The organism is Micromonospora sp. NPDC057141 (assembly GCF_042670805.1).
Taxonomy (GTDB): domain Bacteria; phylum Actinomycetota; class Actinomycetes; order Mycobacteriales; family Micromonosporaceae; genus Micromonospora.
Window position 1 is genome coordinate 43817 of the sequence record NZ_JBHUVA010000005.1, and the last position, 15564, is coordinate 59380.

General features: G+C 73.0%; 13 protein-coding genes. 4 read left to right on the plus strand and 9 right to left on the minus strand.

Annotation, left to right across the window (positions count from 1 at the left end; all coding sequences use genetic code 11):
• Positions 1 to 137 precede the first annotated feature (137 nt).
• Positions 138 to 1985 carry a dihydroxy-acid dehydratase gene (gene ilvD, locus ACFT41_RS05735; protein ID WP_377586966.1) on the plus strand — a complete coding sequence of 616 codons (1848 nt, stop codon included), beginning with the start codon at positions 138 to 140 and terminating at the stop codon, positions 1983 to 1985.
• 253 nt (positions 1986 to 2238) lie between these two features.
• Here ilvD and ACFT41_RS05740 read toward each other — a convergent pair whose 3' ends face one another.
• Together ACFT41_RS05740 and ACFT41_RS05745 are read right to left on the minus strand one after the other, a co-directional pair.
• Positions 2239 to 4113: a hypothetical protein gene (locus tag ACFT41_RS05740; protein WP_377586965.1), complete on the minus strand. Its 1875-nt coding sequence runs from the start codon at positions 4111 to 4113 to the stop codon at positions 2239 to 2241.
• On the minus strand, positions 4110 to 4361 hold the full coding sequence (locus ACFT41_RS05745; protein WP_377586964.1) for a hypothetical protein: 252 nt from the start codon (positions 4359 to 4361) through the stop codon (positions 4110 to 4112). The genes ACFT41_RS05740 and ACFT41_RS05745 overlap by 4 nt, the downstream gene beginning before the upstream one ends.
• A gap of 263 nt (positions 4362 to 4624) precedes the next feature.
• Here ACFT41_RS05745 and ACFT41_RS05750 point away from each other — a divergent pair, with 263 nt between their 5' ends.
• Together ACFT41_RS05750 and ACFT41_RS05755 are read left to right on the plus strand one after the other, a co-directional pair.
• On the plus strand, positions 4625 to 5506 hold the full coding sequence (locus ACFT41_RS05750; protein WP_377586963.1) for a helix-turn-helix domain-containing protein: 882 nt from the start codon (positions 4625 to 4627) through the stop codon (positions 5504 to 5506).
• The gene (locus ACFT41_RS05755; protein WP_377586962.1) at positions 5499 to 5687 is read left to right on the plus strand and encodes a DUF397 domain-containing protein; all 189 of its coding nucleotides are present in this window, start codon (positions 5499 to 5501) and stop codon (positions 5685 to 5687) included. The genes ACFT41_RS05750 and ACFT41_RS05755 overlap by 8 nt, the downstream gene beginning before the upstream one ends.
• 142 nt (positions 5688 to 5829) lie before the next feature.
• On the opposite strand, the gene ACFT41_RS05760 is transcribed toward ACFT41_RS05755, so the two are convergent.
• Entirely contained in the window at positions 5830 to 6810 is a 981-nt protein-coding gene (locus tag ACFT41_RS05760; RefSeq protein WP_377586961.1) for a helix-turn-helix domain-containing protein, read from the minus strand.
• Between the two features lie 135 nt (positions 6811 to 6945).
• Here ACFT41_RS05760 and ACFT41_RS05765 point away from each other — a divergent pair, with 135 nt between their 5' ends.
• On the plus strand, positions 6946 to 7416 hold the full coding sequence (locus ACFT41_RS05765) for a DUF2690 domain-containing protein (protein ID WP_377586960.1): 471 nt from the start codon (positions 6946 to 6948) through the stop codon (positions 7414 to 7416).
• A gap of 37 nt (positions 7417 to 7453) precedes the next feature.
• Here the strand turns inward: ACFT41_RS05765 and ACFT41_RS05770 are convergent, their stop codons facing one another.
• The 6 genes from ACFT41_RS05770 to ACFT41_RS05795 form a co-directional block, all read right to left on the minus strand.
• Positions 7454 to 9124 (minus strand): SulP family inorganic anion transporter, encoded by a 1671-nt coding sequence (locus ACFT41_RS05770; protein WP_377586959.1) that lies wholly within the window; start codon positions 9122 to 9124, stop codon positions 7454 to 7456.
• The gene (locus ACFT41_RS05775) at positions 9121 to 9540 is read right to left on the minus strand and encodes an ArsR/SmtB family transcription factor (protein ID WP_377586958.1); all 420 of its coding nucleotides are present in this window, start codon (positions 9538 to 9540) and stop codon (positions 9121 to 9123) included. The genes ACFT41_RS05770 and ACFT41_RS05775 overlap by 4 nt, the downstream gene beginning before the upstream one ends.
• Before the next feature lie 145 nt (positions 9541 to 9685).
• Positions 9686 to 12136 (minus strand): glycoside hydrolase family 2 protein, encoded by a 2451-nt coding sequence (locus tag ACFT41_RS05780; protein WP_377586957.1) that lies wholly within the window; start codon positions 12134 to 12136, stop codon positions 9686 to 9688.
• Positions 12133 to 12975 carry a carbohydrate ABC transporter permease gene (locus tag ACFT41_RS05785; protein WP_377586971.1) on the minus strand — a complete coding sequence of 281 codons (843 nt, stop codon included), beginning with the start codon at positions 12973 to 12975 and terminating at the stop codon, positions 12133 to 12135. The genes ACFT41_RS05780 and ACFT41_RS05785 overlap by 4 nt, the downstream gene beginning before the upstream one ends.
• 65 nt (positions 12976 to 13040) lie before the next feature.
• Positions 13041 to 13982 carry a carbohydrate ABC transporter permease gene (locus ACFT41_RS05790; RefSeq protein ID WP_377586956.1) on the minus strand — a complete coding sequence of 314 codons (942 nt, stop codon included), beginning with the start codon at positions 13980 to 13982 and terminating at the stop codon, positions 13041 to 13043.
• Position 13983: 1 nt separating this feature from the next.
• The gene (locus ACFT41_RS05795; RefSeq protein ID WP_377586955.1) at positions 13984 to 15267 is read right to left on the minus strand and encodes an extracellular solute-binding protein; all 1284 of its coding nucleotides are present in this window, start codon (positions 15265 to 15267) and stop codon (positions 13984 to 13986) included.
• Between the last annotated feature and the right edge of the window lie 297 nt (positions 15268 to 15564).

Sequence of the window (15564 nt, forward strand, 5' to 3'; positions counted from 1 at the left end):
CGCACGTCCTCAACTGTGCCGGATGCCCGCTGTCCGTGGGGGGCGGGGGTGTGCATCTGTCGGGACAGGTGTGCATCTGTTGGGACACGGGCCGCGTCCCCGGCGGCGGGCCGGGCGGCGGTGCAAGACTGGTACCCATGCCTGAGCTGCGGTCGAGGACCTCCACCCACGGTCGGACGATGGCCGGCGCCCGGGCCCTGTGGCGGGCCACCGGGATGACCGACGACGACTTCGGCAAGCCGATCGTCGCCATCGCCAACAGTTTCACCCAGTTCGTCCCCGGCCACGTACACCTCAAGGACCTCGGCGGCCTCGTCGCCGACGCGGTCGCGGAGGCCGGCGGGGTGGGCCGCGAGTTCAACACCATCGCGGTCGACGACGGCATCGCCATGGGCCACGGCGGCATGCTCTACTCGCTGCCCAGCCGGGAGCTGATCGCCGACGCGGTCGAATACATGGTCAACGCGCACTGCGCGGACGCCCTGGTCTGCATCTCCAACTGCGACAAGATCACCCCCGGCATGCTGCTGGCCGCGCTCCGGCTGAACATCCCCACCGTCTTCGTCTCCGGCGGCCCGATGGAGGCCGGCAAGACGGTGGCGATCGAGGGGATCGTCCACTCCAAGATCGACCTGATCGACGCCATGGTCGCCTCGTCCAACGACGCGGTCACCGACGACCAGCTCGGCGAGATCGAACGGTCCGCCTGCCCGACCTGCGGCTCCTGCTCCGGAATGTTCACCGCCAACTCGATGAACTGCCTCACCGAGGCCATCGGCCTGGCCCTGCCCGGCAACGGCTCGACGCTGGCCACCCACGCCGCCCGCAAGGCGCTGTTCGTCGAGGCCGGCCGGACCGCCGTGGAGATCGCCAAGCGGTGGTACGACGGCGACGACGCCACGGTGCTGCCCCGGCAGATCGCCAACCGGGCCGCGTTCGAGAACGCCATCGCCCTCGACGTGGCCATGGGCGGGTCGACCAACACGATCCTGCACCTGCTCGCCGCCGCCCGCGAGGCGGAGCTGGACTTCTCCGTCGCCGACATCGACGCCGTCTCCCGCCGGGTGCCCTGCCTGGCCAAGGTCGCGCCGAACTCCCCGCAGTACCACATGGAGGACGTGCACCGCGCCGGCGGCATCCCCGCCATCCTCGGCGAGCTGGACCGCGCCGGGCTGCTGCACCGCGACGTGCACTCCGTGCACTCCCCCAGCCTCGCGCAGTGGCTCGCCGACTGGGACGTGCGGGGCGGCTCGCCCACGGCGGAGGCGGTCGAGCTGTTCCACGCCGCCCCGGGCGGGGTGCGCACCACCGAGCCGTTCTCCACCACCAACCGCTGGTCCACGCTGGACACCGACGCGGCCGGCGGCTGCGTGCGGGACCGCGAGCACGCGTACAGCGCCGACGGCGGGCTGGCCATCCTGCACGGCAACCTCGCCCCGGACGGGTGCGTGGTGAAGACCGCCGGCGTGCCCGAGGAGTGCCTGACCTTCCGCGGCCCCGCGAAGGTCTACGAGTCGCAGGACGACGCCGTCACGGCGATCCTGGCCAAGGAGATCGTGGCCGGCGACGTGGTGGTGATCCGCTACGAGGGCCCCCGGGGCGGCCCCGGCATGCAGGAGATGCTCTACCCCACCTCGTTCCTCAAGGGACGGGGGCTGGGCCGATCCTGCGCGCTGCTCACCGACGGCCGGTTCTCCGGCGGCACCTCGGGGCTGTCCATCGGGCACGCCTCCCCCGAGGCGGCCTCCGGCGGGCTCATCGCCCTGGTCGAGCCCGGCGACGAGATCGTCATCGACATCCCGGGCCGGTCGATCGAGCTGAACGTGCCGGACGACGTGCTGGAGGCCCGCCGGATCGCGCAGGAGAAGCGCGCCAAGCCGTACACGCCGGCCGACCGGCAGCGCCCGGTGTCGGCGGCGCTGCGCGCGTACGCGTCGATGGCCACGTCGGCCAGCGACGGCGCGTACCGCCGCGTCCCGGAGTAGAAGGAAGGGCCCATTGTCAACGCCTGGCGTATAGAAGGGCCCCGTCTCACCGCCCCGCTGCCGGGTCCGGCCCGCGCCGCACGCCGGGCGTGGCCGATCGTGGACAGTTCCCGCTTGCGGCGAACGGCAACTGTCCACGATTCACTCCCAGGCCAGCGGGGCGGCCGGCCGCTGGCCGGTCGGCGATGAACTCCGGCCCGCACGCGTCGCACGTCTGCTCCCCGGCACGTCACGTCAACTGCTCCCCGGCACGTCACGTCAACCGGCGATCGGGCAGGTCGACGCCGTCGGCGAGCAGCCGCACGCCTTCGTCGTCGTGGCGGTGGACGGTGCGGCCGGTCCGGGTGAACCGGACGCTGAGCGGGCGGCCGGCGTGCCGGGCGGCCAGCCGCCGCAGCCCCGGCACCTGGTCGGGCGGCAGCGGGCGGGGCACCGACCGGGGCACCGGGACCGGCACCCGGGGGTCGGCCGGCAGGGTCTCCGGCAGGGTGACATCCAGGCACTCCAGGCAGTGCGCCACGGCCGCCGCGAGGCTGGGCCGGTCCGGCAGGTCGTCGGGACGCACCGGGGCGGCCGGCGGGCGCAGGTCGACCGACCAGAGCACCCCATGCGCCCGCATCGGCGCGGCCGGGTGCCGCCGCAGGTCCAGCACGTTCACGAGCAGCGCGAGGTCGAGCCCGTGGGCGAGCCGGAGCAGCTCGGCCAGCGGCGGCGCGTCGGGGCGTACGGCGGTGACCAACAGGCGCGCGGCGGGCAACGCCGGACCGACGGCGGCCACCTGCTCCCCCACCGGATCCGCGCCCGCCCAGGGCAGGGCGACGTAGCCGTCGCGCACGTCCGGCTGGAGGGCGTGGCCGCCGTCGGCATCGGCGAGGTCCTCCGGGCGTACGCCGAACACGGTCGCCCAGGCACCCAGCCGGTAGCGGTCGGGGAGCCGGACCACCGACCGGCCGCCGGGCCTGACGCTGACCGCCGCCACGGGTTCCGGCACGCCGGCCCGCCATGCGAGGTGCACCACCCGGCACCGCAGGTCGGTCAGGGTGACCAGCGCGGCCCGGTGCACCCGGCCGGTGCCGGCGCACGTGACGCAGGACGGCGCCCACCCGACCCGACGAGCGGCGGGGCGGCAGGCCGGGCAGGGCCGCGACGGCACCGGCTCGCCGAGCCACGGCGGGTCCGGCGGCTCGACGGCCCGGCGCAGCGGCGTCCGGCTACGGGGTATGCCGTCGGGCCGGTGCGGCCGGCTGCGGTGCGGGCCGGTGGGCTGCCCGAACAGGTCGGATGCGGGTTCGCCGGGGCGCAGGCCGGTGTGCCACCAGCGGCCGTCCCGCCACACGGCCTGCGCGCCGGGCAGCCGCCCGCCGCCCGCCCGGCCCGCGCAGTCGGCGCGCACCCGCCGGGCGACCTGCGCCACGTTGACCGCCGCCGCCATGTTCGCCGCCGGGGCCAACGGCCGGAGCGGGTCGGGGCGGAGCAGCCGCGCGGGGGCGTTCCGGCCGCGCTCGCCGAGCCCGGTCAGCGCGTCGGCCACGTCGGTGCCGGCCAGGGCCGCCGCCAGGTCAGCGAAGCTCGGCTCCGGCGGCAGGCTGGGCACCGGGGAGCCGGGCACCTCGTACCGGACGGCCCAGCGCAGGGCGTCGCCGTGCCGGCGGGCCTCCACGACCAGGTCGAGCAGGAGCAGGTCGGCCAGCGCGCACAGCCGGCCCAGCCGCCGCGCCGGGTCGACCGGGGCCGGGGCGGTCGACCGGCCCACCCACACCCGCCACGCCGGCCGGGCCGCCACGGCGAGGGCCCGCGCCGCCAACTCCCGCCGCTCGGCCGCCGGCAGGTCGGGCCGCCAGGCGTCCGGCATCGGTACGACCACCGGCTCCACCGTGGCGGCGATGCCGGCCTCGGCGGCCAGCTCGCGTACCTGGGGAGTCAGGTCGACCGCCCAGCCGCCCGCCGCCTCCGGACGGGGGTCGAGGTTGCTCGGCACGACCTCGTGGGACGCGACCGCGCCGGTGTCGAGGTTGGCCACGGTCAGCACGAGCTGCGCGCGCCGCCGCCCCCGCCGCCCGCAGCGGTGGCAGGCAGCCGTGGCGGTGCCGTCGCAGTCCGGGCAGGCGACGGTGGGTGCGCCGGTCACCGGGGCGGCCGGGCCGTGCAGCGCCCGTCGTGGTCGACGCGGCGCACGCAGCGCGGCCCGCCGGGCAGCGGCAGGTCGCAGAAGACCCGATGGCGTACGCCCTGCTCGTCCTCGGCCGAGACGGTCGCCTCACCGGCGTCCACCTGCGACAGGAACGTCACCGAGCGGGCCAGCGCCGCCGCGAACCGGTGGGCGGCACTCAGGTCGGCGGCGGTGAACGGCAGATGCGCCACCCAGCGCCCGCTCACCGGCGGGTCGCCGGGTGGGTGGCGGCCGGGCGGACCTGATGGGGAATCGCGCGCACGGCGCACCTCCTCGACGACCATTCGATGCGGCAATCAATGGGCCGTGGAAATTCCACGACCATCGCCTTTGACAACGTCATCTTGTAAGGTCGGAGGCGCTATCACAACGAATGTCCCCGCACACTGTTCCGCTAATCGTCCGCAACATTCGGTGTTCCAGAACGGGGCGTCGAGATGTTGCAGAATGCAACGGGGAAGGAGGCCGGATGGCCGAGGACATGGGATCGACGGTGCCCCGTCGCCGGCTCGGCAGGGCGCTGCGTGACCTGCGCACCGAGGCGGGGATCACCCTGGACGCCGCCGCCGAGGCGCTGGAGTGCAGCCGGCAGAAGGTGTGGCGCATCGAGAGCGGGCTCGGCTCGGCGCGCAGCATCGACGTCCGGGCCATGTGCGAGCTGTACCGGGCGAAGAACGAGCTGACGCGGGCGCTGATCGCGCTGGCCGGTGAGACGAAGGCGAAGGGTTGGTGGCACGCGTACGGCGACGCCATTCCCGACTGGTTCGAGCTGTACGTCGGCCTCGAATCCGCCGCGTCACACATCCGGCGATACGACGAGGCGTTGATTCCTGGGCTGTTCCAGACTCGCGGCTACGCGCTCGCCGTCTATCAGCATCGCGCGGAGGTGACCGAGGACGAGCGCGAGCGGCTGGTCCAGGTGCGGCTTCAGCGGCAGTCCCTGCTCACCCGTCGGCTGCCGGCGGCTCCCCGGCTGGAGGTCGTCATCTCCGAGGGGGCGCTGCTGCGGATCGTGGGCGACCGACCGACGATGGCCGAGCAACTGCGCCACCTGCTCGACGTCGGCGAGCGGGATCGGGTCAGCATCCGGGTCCTGCCGCTCTCGGTCGGCCTACACCGAGGCGTCGAGGCCGGCACGTTCGTCATGCTGGAGTTCCCCCTCGGCAACCGGGCGACACCCGACCCCCCGGTGATCTACAGCGAGTCCTGGACCGGGGCGCTCTACCTCGACCGGCCGGACGAGTTCGCCGCCTACGAGAGGGCGTGGGCAAGCCTGGATCAGCTCGCCCTCGATGAAGGACAATCGAGGCAACTGATCAACAAGATCATCGGGGAGGTCCACCATGGCTGATCTGACCGGCGCTCGCTGGCGCAAGAGCACCCGCAGCGGCAGCAACGGCGGCGACTGCGTCGAAGTCGCCGACAACCTGCCCGGCCTCGTCGCCGTACGCGACAGCAAGAATCCTGCCGGCCCGTCCCTCACCTTCACCCCCACCGCCTGGACCACCTTCGTCCGATCCTCCCGCCGCTGACGTACGCCGAAATCGCACTGCCCCTCGGCGAACCCGCCGGAGGCCGGCTGCTTCGGGCCAACGCCACGAGTTTTCGCTTCATGTCGGGGAGATGGGGGTGTCCTGGGCTGGGGATACCGCTATGTCCCCGACATGAAGTCGATCAGGGGATGGGGCGGACCTGGGTGGCGCCCCGGTAGCAGCCCGTGCGCCCCGGCGGCGACGCCCACCCTTCGCCGGTGATCCGCACCTGGGCCCAGACGCAGCTCCGGGTGCTGGTCAGCAGGTTGCCGTAGGCCGAGATCCCGGCGTAGTCGATGGTGAAGTCCCGGCTGCGGGCCGGGGCGTCGCCGTCGGTGACGGTCAGCACCACCCGGGCCGGCCGGGGCACGGTCGGGGTGCCTGCCGGGGCCGGCATGAACCGGGGCCAGCTCGCCCCGCAGGCGGGCGAGTAGCGAAGTTCCACCATGCCGATGACCCGCTCGTCGACCAGGACGGCGGCGCTGTCCACGGTCGCCACGGCGGGGTCGGCGGCGCAGCCGGCGTCCTTCGGGTCCGCCCCGTCGCGCACCTCGACGGCCGGGGCGGGCCCGGCGGACGTCGGCGACGCGGCCCCGGCCGGTGGGGTGGCGGCGGGCGGCGGGCGGTCCGCGGAGCGCCAGCCGAGTGACACCAGCCCGACGACGAGCGCCAGCAGCAGGCCCGCCCCGGCGGCGGGGAGCAGCAGCCGGCGGCGGGACCGATCAGCCGGCACCGGAGACCGGAACAGCTCGACGGGCGGCCCGGCCTCCTCGTCAGCAGCGCTCGGACCGCCGGTCGTGGCGGCACTCGGACCGCCGGCCACAGCAGCGCTCGAACCACCGGTCGCGGCGGACCCGGGGGCGGCTGCGGCGACCTGCCGCCAACGGCTGGCCCACGCCGCCTCGTCGCCGCCGAGCGCGCGGACGTACGCGAGGGTGGTGTCGAGGGTGGGCAGCTTCCGCCCGCCGGCCGCCTCGGACAACGAGCTGGAGGAGCGGTGCGCCCGGCGGGCCAACGCCTGGTAGGTGGGCCGGCCGGCCTGCTCGCGCAGCCCGCGCAGCTCGGCGGCGAACGCCTGCACCGGGTCGGCGTCAGTGTCGAGGGGTCGCTCCGCCCGGGCCATCGGTGACTCCTCGGATTGATTGACCAGCGCCAGCATTGATTGTCCAGCGCCAAAAGCGTAGAGACGACCGCCGACGGAAGATAGAGATGAAAGTCGATTGATCGCCGAAGGTCGGCCATCCACTGTGGAGGAAAGATGACTACCGCACCCCGTACGCCGAGGGCCGCCCGCCGGGCGCTGGCCGTCGTGGCCGCCGGCACGCTGGTCGCCGCCAGCCTGCTCGTAGGTAGCCCGGCGAGCGCCGCCTGCCCCACCTCCGGCTGCGACGGCACCGACCCGATCAGCACCGGCTGCTCGGCCGACGCCCGCAACGCGACCAGCCAGCCGGCGTACATCATGAAGGGCGCGACGACGCTGGCCGTGGTGGAGCTGCGCTACAGCGCTTCCTGCGGCACCAACTGGGGCCGGATCAACAACCGGGTGACCCCGAACAGCGTCAAGGTCAGCGCCTACCGGGAGAGCCCGCACAAGTCGACGCCGTGGTACGGCGGCACCGGGGCGCAGTACTACGGCGACCAGCTCCAGGGCGACAACGCGGTGGTCTGCGCGGTCGGCGAGGTCGTCTACGGCGGCGTCACATACACCAGCACGCCGCTCTGCGCGTGATCGCCGGGACCGTCGGCGCGGACTGAGCGGCGCGGCGTCAGGCTGTGACCACGCCCCGGAGCAGGCCCCGGGCGTACGCGATCGCCGCCGGGGTGTCCGGGAAGACCAGCCCGTCGCGGCGCAGCTCGTCGGCCACCCCCAGCGTGGCGAGCACCTGGTCGTGGCCGGGGGTGATGCCGGAGATCAGCACGGTGATCCCCCGGCCGCGCAGCCGCCGGATCGCGTCGCCCAGCACGTGCGCCCCGGTGGCGTCCAGCGCCGACACCCGGGACATCCGCAGGATGACCACCCGCACGTCGGCGACGTCGGAGAGCTGGAGCAGGAAGGTGTGCGCGGCGGCGAAGAACAGCGGCCCGTCCAGCCGGTACGCCACGATGTGCTCGGCCAGCAACGCGTGCTCCTCGGCGCTGTGCTCACCCCGGTCGAGGGGAACCTGCTCCAGCTTGGCGCTGCGGGCCACCGCGCGCAGCGCGATGACGATCGCGACGGCGATGCCGACCGCGACGGCGGTCACCAGGTCCCAGATCACCGTGACGGCGAAGGTGAGCACGAGCACCAGCGCGTCGCCCCGGGTGGCGCGCGCGAGGGCCCAGAGCGAGCCGGCCTCGACCATCCGTACGGTGGTGGCGAGCAGCACCCCGGCGAGCGCCGCCAGGGGGATGCGGCCGACCAGCGGCGCGGCGGCCAGCACGATGGCGGCGAGCGCGACGGCGTGGGTCAGCGCGGCCAGCTTCGACGACGCCCCGGCGCGCACGTTCACGGCCGTGCGGGCGATGGCGGCGGTGGCCGGGATGCCGCCGAACAGCGGGGAGGCGAGGTTGGCCAGCCCCTGCCCGAACAGCTCCTTGTCCGGGTCGTGCCGCTCGCCGACGGTCATCCCGTCGGCGACGGTGGCCGACAGCAGGCTCTCCAGCGCGGCGAGGGCGGCGACCGCGAGCGCGGAGGGCAGCAGCACACCGACCGCGCCGAGGTCGAGGAAGCCCAGCGACGGCGCGGGCAGCCCCTGCGGCAGTGCGCCGATGCGGATCAGGTCCACCGGCGCGGCCTCCGCGAGGATCGTCGCGGCCGCCACCCCGAGCAGGGAGAACGGCACGCCGGGCCGCCAGCGGCCACCGAGCAGCATCAGCGCCGCGACGCCGAGGGCCACCGCGAGGGCCACCGGCCGGGGGTGTGCGACGAACCGGGCGACCGCGTCGGCGGCCACCGCCCACACCCGGTCGCCGTGCGCGTCGGTCACGCCGAGCGCGGCGGGCACCTGCTGCAGGGCGATGACCACGGCGATGCCGGCGGTGAAGCCCTCGATGACGGGGGTGGGCAGGTAACGGACATACCGGCCGAGGCGGGCCAGCGCCAGGGCGATCAGGACGACGCCGGCCATCGCACCGACCATCAGCACCCCGGCCGGGCCGAACTGCTGCACCACGGGCACCAGCACCACGGTCATCGCCCCGGTGGGGCCGGAGACCTGGAGGTTGGAGCCGCCGAAGACGGCCGCCACGGCACCGGCGACGACGGCGGTGACCAGCCCCGCCTGTGCGCCGAGCCCGGAGGTGACGCCGAAGGCGAGGGCCAGCGGCAGGGCGACGATCGCCACGGTGAGGCCGGCGAGCAGGTCACGGCGGGGCGAGCGGCGTACGGCCTGCCAGTCGGCGCGGTCGGGCAGCAGGCCGAGGACGCGGTCGCGGACGGCGGCGGTCGCGGCGCTCACCGGCTCTGCTCCTGCCGGGCCTGATCCTGCCGGGCCTGATCCTGCCGGGCCTGATCCTGCCGGCTCTGCTCCTGCCGGGGGATAGCCGGCTCGTCGGCGCGCAGCTCGTCGAGGAGGGCGTCACGGTCGGTGAGGACCGCGCCGAGGATGCGCCGCCCGGCCGCCAGCAGGTCGGCCACGTCGGGGGTGCTGAGGGAGTACACGACGAGGGGGCCGTCGCGGTGGGAGGCGACCATGCCGGCACGGCGCAGCACGGCGAGCTGCTGGGAGAGGTTGGACGCCTCGACGTCGATGGCCGCGAGCAGGTCGCGGACGGGCTTCGGGCCGTCCTGGAGCAGTTCGAGCACGCGGATGCGTACGGGGTGCCCGAGGGTGCGGAACAGCTCGGCCTTGGCCTGGTACAGCGGCACGGACACCTGGTTCTCCCAGCTCGACGACGCGTACCTGAAAACTTTATCACTTGCAGAAGTCTTCAAGTCGTCGCCCGCTTTCGCCCTGCCCGGGGTGATTGGAGGGGACCCTTCCTATACAGAAAGCGTCAACAAGGGGCCCCTCCTTACCTCAGTTCACCGTGCGCAGGGTGGGGCGGGTGGTGAGGGCGGCGGCGGGCAGCGGGTGCGGGGCGCGGACCGTGAACGTCGCCGACTCCCCCGGCAGCAGCGTCACCAAGGCCTCGTCGACCTCGGCGGCCGGGTCGAGCCGGTCCGGGAACAGGGTCAGGTCGCGCAGGAACGTGCGGGCGGTGACGCGTACCCGCTGCCCGCCGTCGACCTGCTCGACCGTCGCGTCGTACTCGGCCGCCGGCCAGTCGGCGTCGCGGTCCTCGGCGAAGAACCAGAACGCCCGCTCGGCGTCGCCGCCGGCCTCGGCGACCAGCAACTCACGCCGGGCCTGCTCCGGCCGGGCCAGGTCCGCCGGCAGCGCCAGCTCCACCGTCGCGTACGCGGGCACGTCGAGGTCGTACGCCGACTTCGCCCTCGGCTCGCCGGCCGCCGTGACCCGGGTGACGGTGGCGGCGGCGCGCCACGGCTGGCCGGTCTCGTTGACGGCCACCAGCGCCAGCCCGCCGTCGCGGGGCTGGACGGTGAGCAGCCGGTCGGCGTACGCGCGGCGCAGCGCGTACCACAGCGGTTTGCGCCGGCCGTCGCCGTCGACGGCCGCCCAGGACGTGACCGGCCAGCAGTCGTTGAGCTGCCACACGATGGTGCCCATGCAGATCGGCCGGTGCGAGCGGAAGTGCTCCACGCCGAGTTGGATGGCGCGGGCCTGGTTGAGCTGCGTGAAGTAGTGCCACTCGGCGAAGTCGGCCGGCGGTGGCAGGTGGGCGTCGAGCCCGCGCTGGAGCTTCGCGTCGCCGTCGATCGCCTTCTGGTGGTGGGCCATCCCGGGCGAGTCGGGCGCGAGGGGGTCGTCGGAGATGGCCCGGCGCAGCGTCGCGTACGCCGGGGGCGCCTGGTAGCCGAACTCGGCGACGAACCGGGGCACGTACTCGCGGTACCTGGTGTAGTCGTCGGTGTTCCACACGTCCCAGATGTGCATGGTGCCGTGCGCCGGGTCGTTGGGGTGGATGTCCTCGCTGCCCGACCAGGGGCTGCCCGGCCAGTACGGGCGGGTCGGGTCCAGCTCGGCGACGACGCGGGGCAGCAGGTCCAGGTAGTAGCCCCGGCCCCAGGTGCGGCCGGCGAGCGGCTCCTGCCAGCCCCAGTCGTGCCAGCCCCAGATGTTCTCGTTGTTGCCGGTCCACAGCACCAGCGACGGGTGGGCGGCCAGCCGGGTGACCTGCTCGCGCGCCTCGGCCTCGACCTCGCTGCGGAACGGCTCCTCCTCCGGGTACGCGGCGCAGGCGAACAGGAAGTCCTGCTGCACCAGCAGCCCGAGGGAGTCGGCCAGCTCGTAGAAGTCCGCCGACTCGTACCGGCCGCCGCCCCAGACGCGCAGCAGGTTGATGTTCGCCCCGACGGCCTGGTCGAAGCGGTGCGCCAGCCGCCGTCGGGTGACCCGGTCGGGGAAGGCGTCGTCGGGGATCCAGTTGACCCCCCGGACGAAGACCGGCACGTCGTTGACGACCAGGGTGAACGCGGAGCCGTGCTCGTCGGCGGCGGTGTCCAGGCGCACCGTGCGGAAGCCGATCCGGCGGGACCAGGCATCCAGCTCCCGGCCGTCGGCGGCGTGCAGGGTCACGTCGAGGGGGTGCAGCGGCTGGTTCCCGTACCCCCGGGGCCACCACAGCGCGGGGTCGCGGACCTCGACGGTCAGCGCGGCCGTGCGCTCCCCGGCCGCGACGACGGCCTCGGCGGCGGCCCCGGCGACCGTCGCGCGGACGGTGACCGGCTCGGCGGCGCCCTGCTCGGCGGCGGACCGCTCGATCTCGACGACCACCTCGACCCGGCCGACGCCGTCGGCGACGGTGACCAGCGGCCGGACCGTCGCTAGCCGGGCCGTGGACCAGGCGTGCAGGCCGATGTCCTGCCAGATGCCGGCGGTGACGACCGTCGGCCCCCAGTCCCAGCCGAAGTTGCAGGCCGTCTTGCGGATGAAGTGGAAGGGCTCGGGGTACGCGTTGGGCCGGTCGCCGAGCCGGTCGCGGTGCGCCTCGGCGTAGCGGTACGGCGAGTCGAACCGGACGGTCAGCGTGTTCGCCCCCGGCCGCAGCGCGCCCGCCACGGCGAACCGGTGGCCCCGGTGCATGTTCTCGGCGCGGCCGACCTCCGTGCCGTTGAGGGTGAGGGTGGCGACCGTGTCGAGGCCGGCGCAGACCAGGTCGACCCGGTCGGCGACGCCGGCCGGGGCGGCGAAGGTCGTCTCGTAGGCCCAGTCGGTGCGCCCGATCCAGGCCAGCGTCGTCTCGTTGTCGTCGAGGTACGGGTCGGGGATCAGGCCGGCGGCGAGCAGGTCGGTGTGCACGCAGCCGGGCACGGTCGCCGGGATCGACCGGCCGGCCACCTGCGGCGGCACCTGCGGGCCGGCGACGGCGCGCAGCAGCCACCCCTCGTGCAACGGTTGCCGGATCAAGACTTCACCGCTCCTTCCATGATTCCGCGGACGATCTGACGACCGCCGACGAACAGCATCACCAGCAGGGGGATGGTGGCGACGAACGCGCCGGCCAGCACCCGTCGGTAGATCACGTAGTTGCCGCTGGCCAGGTCGGAGATGGCCACCATCGAGGTGGGGAAGTCGGTGCCGCTGAGCGTGATCAGCGGCCACTGGAAGTCGTTCCAGGTGGCCACGAACGTGAGCAGGCCGAGCACCGCGAGCGCGGGCCGGATCGCCGGCAGCACCATGCTCCGGTAGATCCGCATGGTGGTCGCGCCGTCCACCCGGGCCGACTCGACCAGCTCGTCGGGGACGGAGTTGACGATGAACTGCCGCATGTAGAACACGCCGAACGCGGTGACCAGGCCGGGCGCGATGACGGCCAGCAGGGTGCCGTTCCAGCCGAGCTTGCCCATCACGATGTAGAGCGCCACGATGCCGAGCTGGTTGGGCACGGTGAGGGTGAGCACCACGAACAGCATCAGCCACCCGCTGCCCCTGAACCGCAGCTTGGCGAAGGCGAAGCCGGCCAGCGAGCAGAAGAACAGCACCGAGGCGGTGACCACGGTGGAGACGATGAAGCTGTTGATCAGGCCGGCCGCGAAGAAGACGTCCTGGAGGGAGAAGACCTCCGCCAGGTTGACCAGGAACTGGTTGCCGGGCACGACCGCCGGCGGGAGCTGCGCCAGGGCCTCGTCGTCGCTGGTGGCGATGACGAACATCCAGTACAGCGGGAAGACCGAGAACAGGATCGTCACGGCCAGCAGCAGGTACGTCCCGAGGCCGGCGGGGGTGTCCTGCGGGGCGCGGCCCATCAGCCGGGCCCGCCGGCCCCGGGGCGCGGGAGCCTGCTCCACGGCCTTCGGCGCGGTGTCGACGCTCATGTGCGCCCTCCGGACAGGCGGCTCGTCAGCCAGGTGTTGATGCCGGCGACGACGAGGATGATCAGGAACAGGGCCCAGGACATCGCGGCGGCGTAGCCGAGGTTGAGGTCCTTCCAGCCCACCTTGTAGATGAGCTGGGCGATGGTCTGCCACTCACCGTTCGGGCCGCCGGTGGCCGCCTGCGCGTTCAGGTCGAACAGCATCGGCTCGGTGAACAACTGGAGCCCGCCGATGGTGGAGAGCACGACCGTGAAGACGACGACCGGCTGGATCATCGGCACGGTGATCCGCCAGAGCTGCTTCCACGGGCCCGCGCCGTCGATGGCCGCCGCCTCGTAGACGTCGCGGGGAATGGACTGCATCGCCGCCAGGTAGAGCAGCGCGTTGTAGCCGATCCACTTCCAGTTGACCATGGTGGCGACGGCGATCCAGGAGTGCAGCTTGTCGGCCCGCCAGTCGATCGGCGCGTCACCCCCGCCGAACGGGCCGAGCAGCCAGTTGGCCATGCCGAAGTCGCGGGAGAAGAAGACGCTGAACACCATCGTGGACGCGACGATCGGCGTGACGTACGGCAGCAGGATGCCGACCCGCCACCAGGTCTGGGCGCGCAGCCTGCGGTTGAGCAGCGAGGCGATCACCAGGGCGAGCAGCAGCTGCGGCAGCGAGGAGAGCAGGAAGATGCCGAAGGTGTTGTAGAGGGCGTTCCAGAAGTCCTCGTCGCCGGCGAGCCGGGTGAAGTTGTCGAGTCCGGCCCAGTACGGCAACGTCGGGTCGTCGAGCTCGTAGTTGCGCAGCGACACCACGCCGTTGAAGAGCAACGGGAACAGGCCGAAGACGGCGAACAGCAGGAAGAACGGCGCGATCATCAGGTACGGCATGTAGCGCATGTCGAAGCGGTACAGCCGGTTGCGCCAGGCGAGCCGCCGGGTGTCGGGCATGTCAGGACCTGCTGGCCTTCTCGGCCTCCTTGACCGCCTCGGCCCACGCGGCGTCCGGCTTGAGCGTCCCGTTCTCCACCCGCCGGATGACGTTCTCCACGTTCACCCGCGTCGGCCCGTTCTTCTTGCCCTGGTACTGCGGAGTGAGGCCCTGCGCCATCTTCGGGAAGATCTGCCCGACCGGGGCGTCGTTGAAGAACGGGTTCTTGAACTCGGCGATCGCCGGGTCGGCGTAGAGGGCCGGCTGCGAGGGCAGGTTGCCGACCTTCTTGAAGATCTCGATCTGCTGCTCCGGCTGGACCAGCCACTCCAGGAGCTTGTACGCCTCGTCGACGTTCTTGCTCTGCTTGGGGATGGTCAGGAACGAGCCGCCCCAGTTGCCACCGCCACCGGGCACGGCCGCGATGTCCCACTTGCCCTCGGTGCCGGGGGCGGTGTCCTTGATGTGGCCGAGCATCCACGCCGGGCAGGCGAGGACGGCGAACGCGCCGCTGGTGAAGCCCTTGTCCCAGTCGGCCTGGAAGCTGACCAGCTTGGCGGAGATGTCGGCCTGCAGCGCCTTGACGGTGTAGTCGAAGGCGACCTTCGGGCCGCCGTCCATCTGCAGCTGCTCCTGCTCGTTGTAGAAGCCGGTCTGCTGCTGGCCGAGGATCGGGTTGAACAGGTTCGTCCCGGAGTCGATGAACTTCTTCTTGGTCTTGCCGGTGTACTGCTGGCCGACCTCGATGAACTTGTCCCAGGTGGGCCAGAGCGCGGAGACCTGGTCGCGGTCGGTGGGCAGCCCGGCGGCCTTAAACAGGTCGGTCCGGTAGCACATGGCCAGGCCGCCGACGTCGGTGCCGAGGCCGATCTGGGTCTTGCCGTCGGCGGAGAGCGTCTGCTTCCACTTCCACGGCAGGTACTTGCTCTCGAACGACCCGGCGCCCTTGTCCAGCAGGTTGACGAACTTGTCGGACTGGCCGCGGAACTGCACGACGTAGCCCTCGTCGATGGCGGCGATGTCCGCCGCGCCCGAGCCGGCGACCAGCTTCTTCTGCAGGTCCTCGTGCTGGGCGTTGTACTCGCCCGAGTTGAGCTGGATCTTGACGTTGGGGTGCTCGGCCTCGTACTTGGCCTTGAGGTCCTGAAGCCCGAAGTCACCCCAGAAGTTGATCTTAAGGGTGACCGCGCCGCCACCCGCGTCGTCACCGCCGGTGGTGCTCCTGCCGCTGCACGCGGCCACCATGGTCAGGCTGACCGCGCCCACGGCGACCGCGCGGGCCCAGTGACTCCAGGACCGTCTCATGTCATCCTCCGAGCAAGATGGGAACGCTCCCGACATCGAGAGACGTTGACTGAACCGGATAAGTGACGCCACCGTACGGGCCGACCTGAACAGTGTCAACGGCTGGTTAACGACGTGCCCGTTCCGTAACTTTCCGGCCGCCCTCCGAGGCTTAACCGCGCAAGCATCGCCCCGGCCGGCACGGCGGGACGGTCCCGGCCCCGACCGGCGGCCGACCCTGTTGCAGTAGCGTGAGGGCCGCCGGTCACCCCGGCACCGCGCACCCGCCGCAGGGGCGGGCCGAGCAAGTGGAGGAAC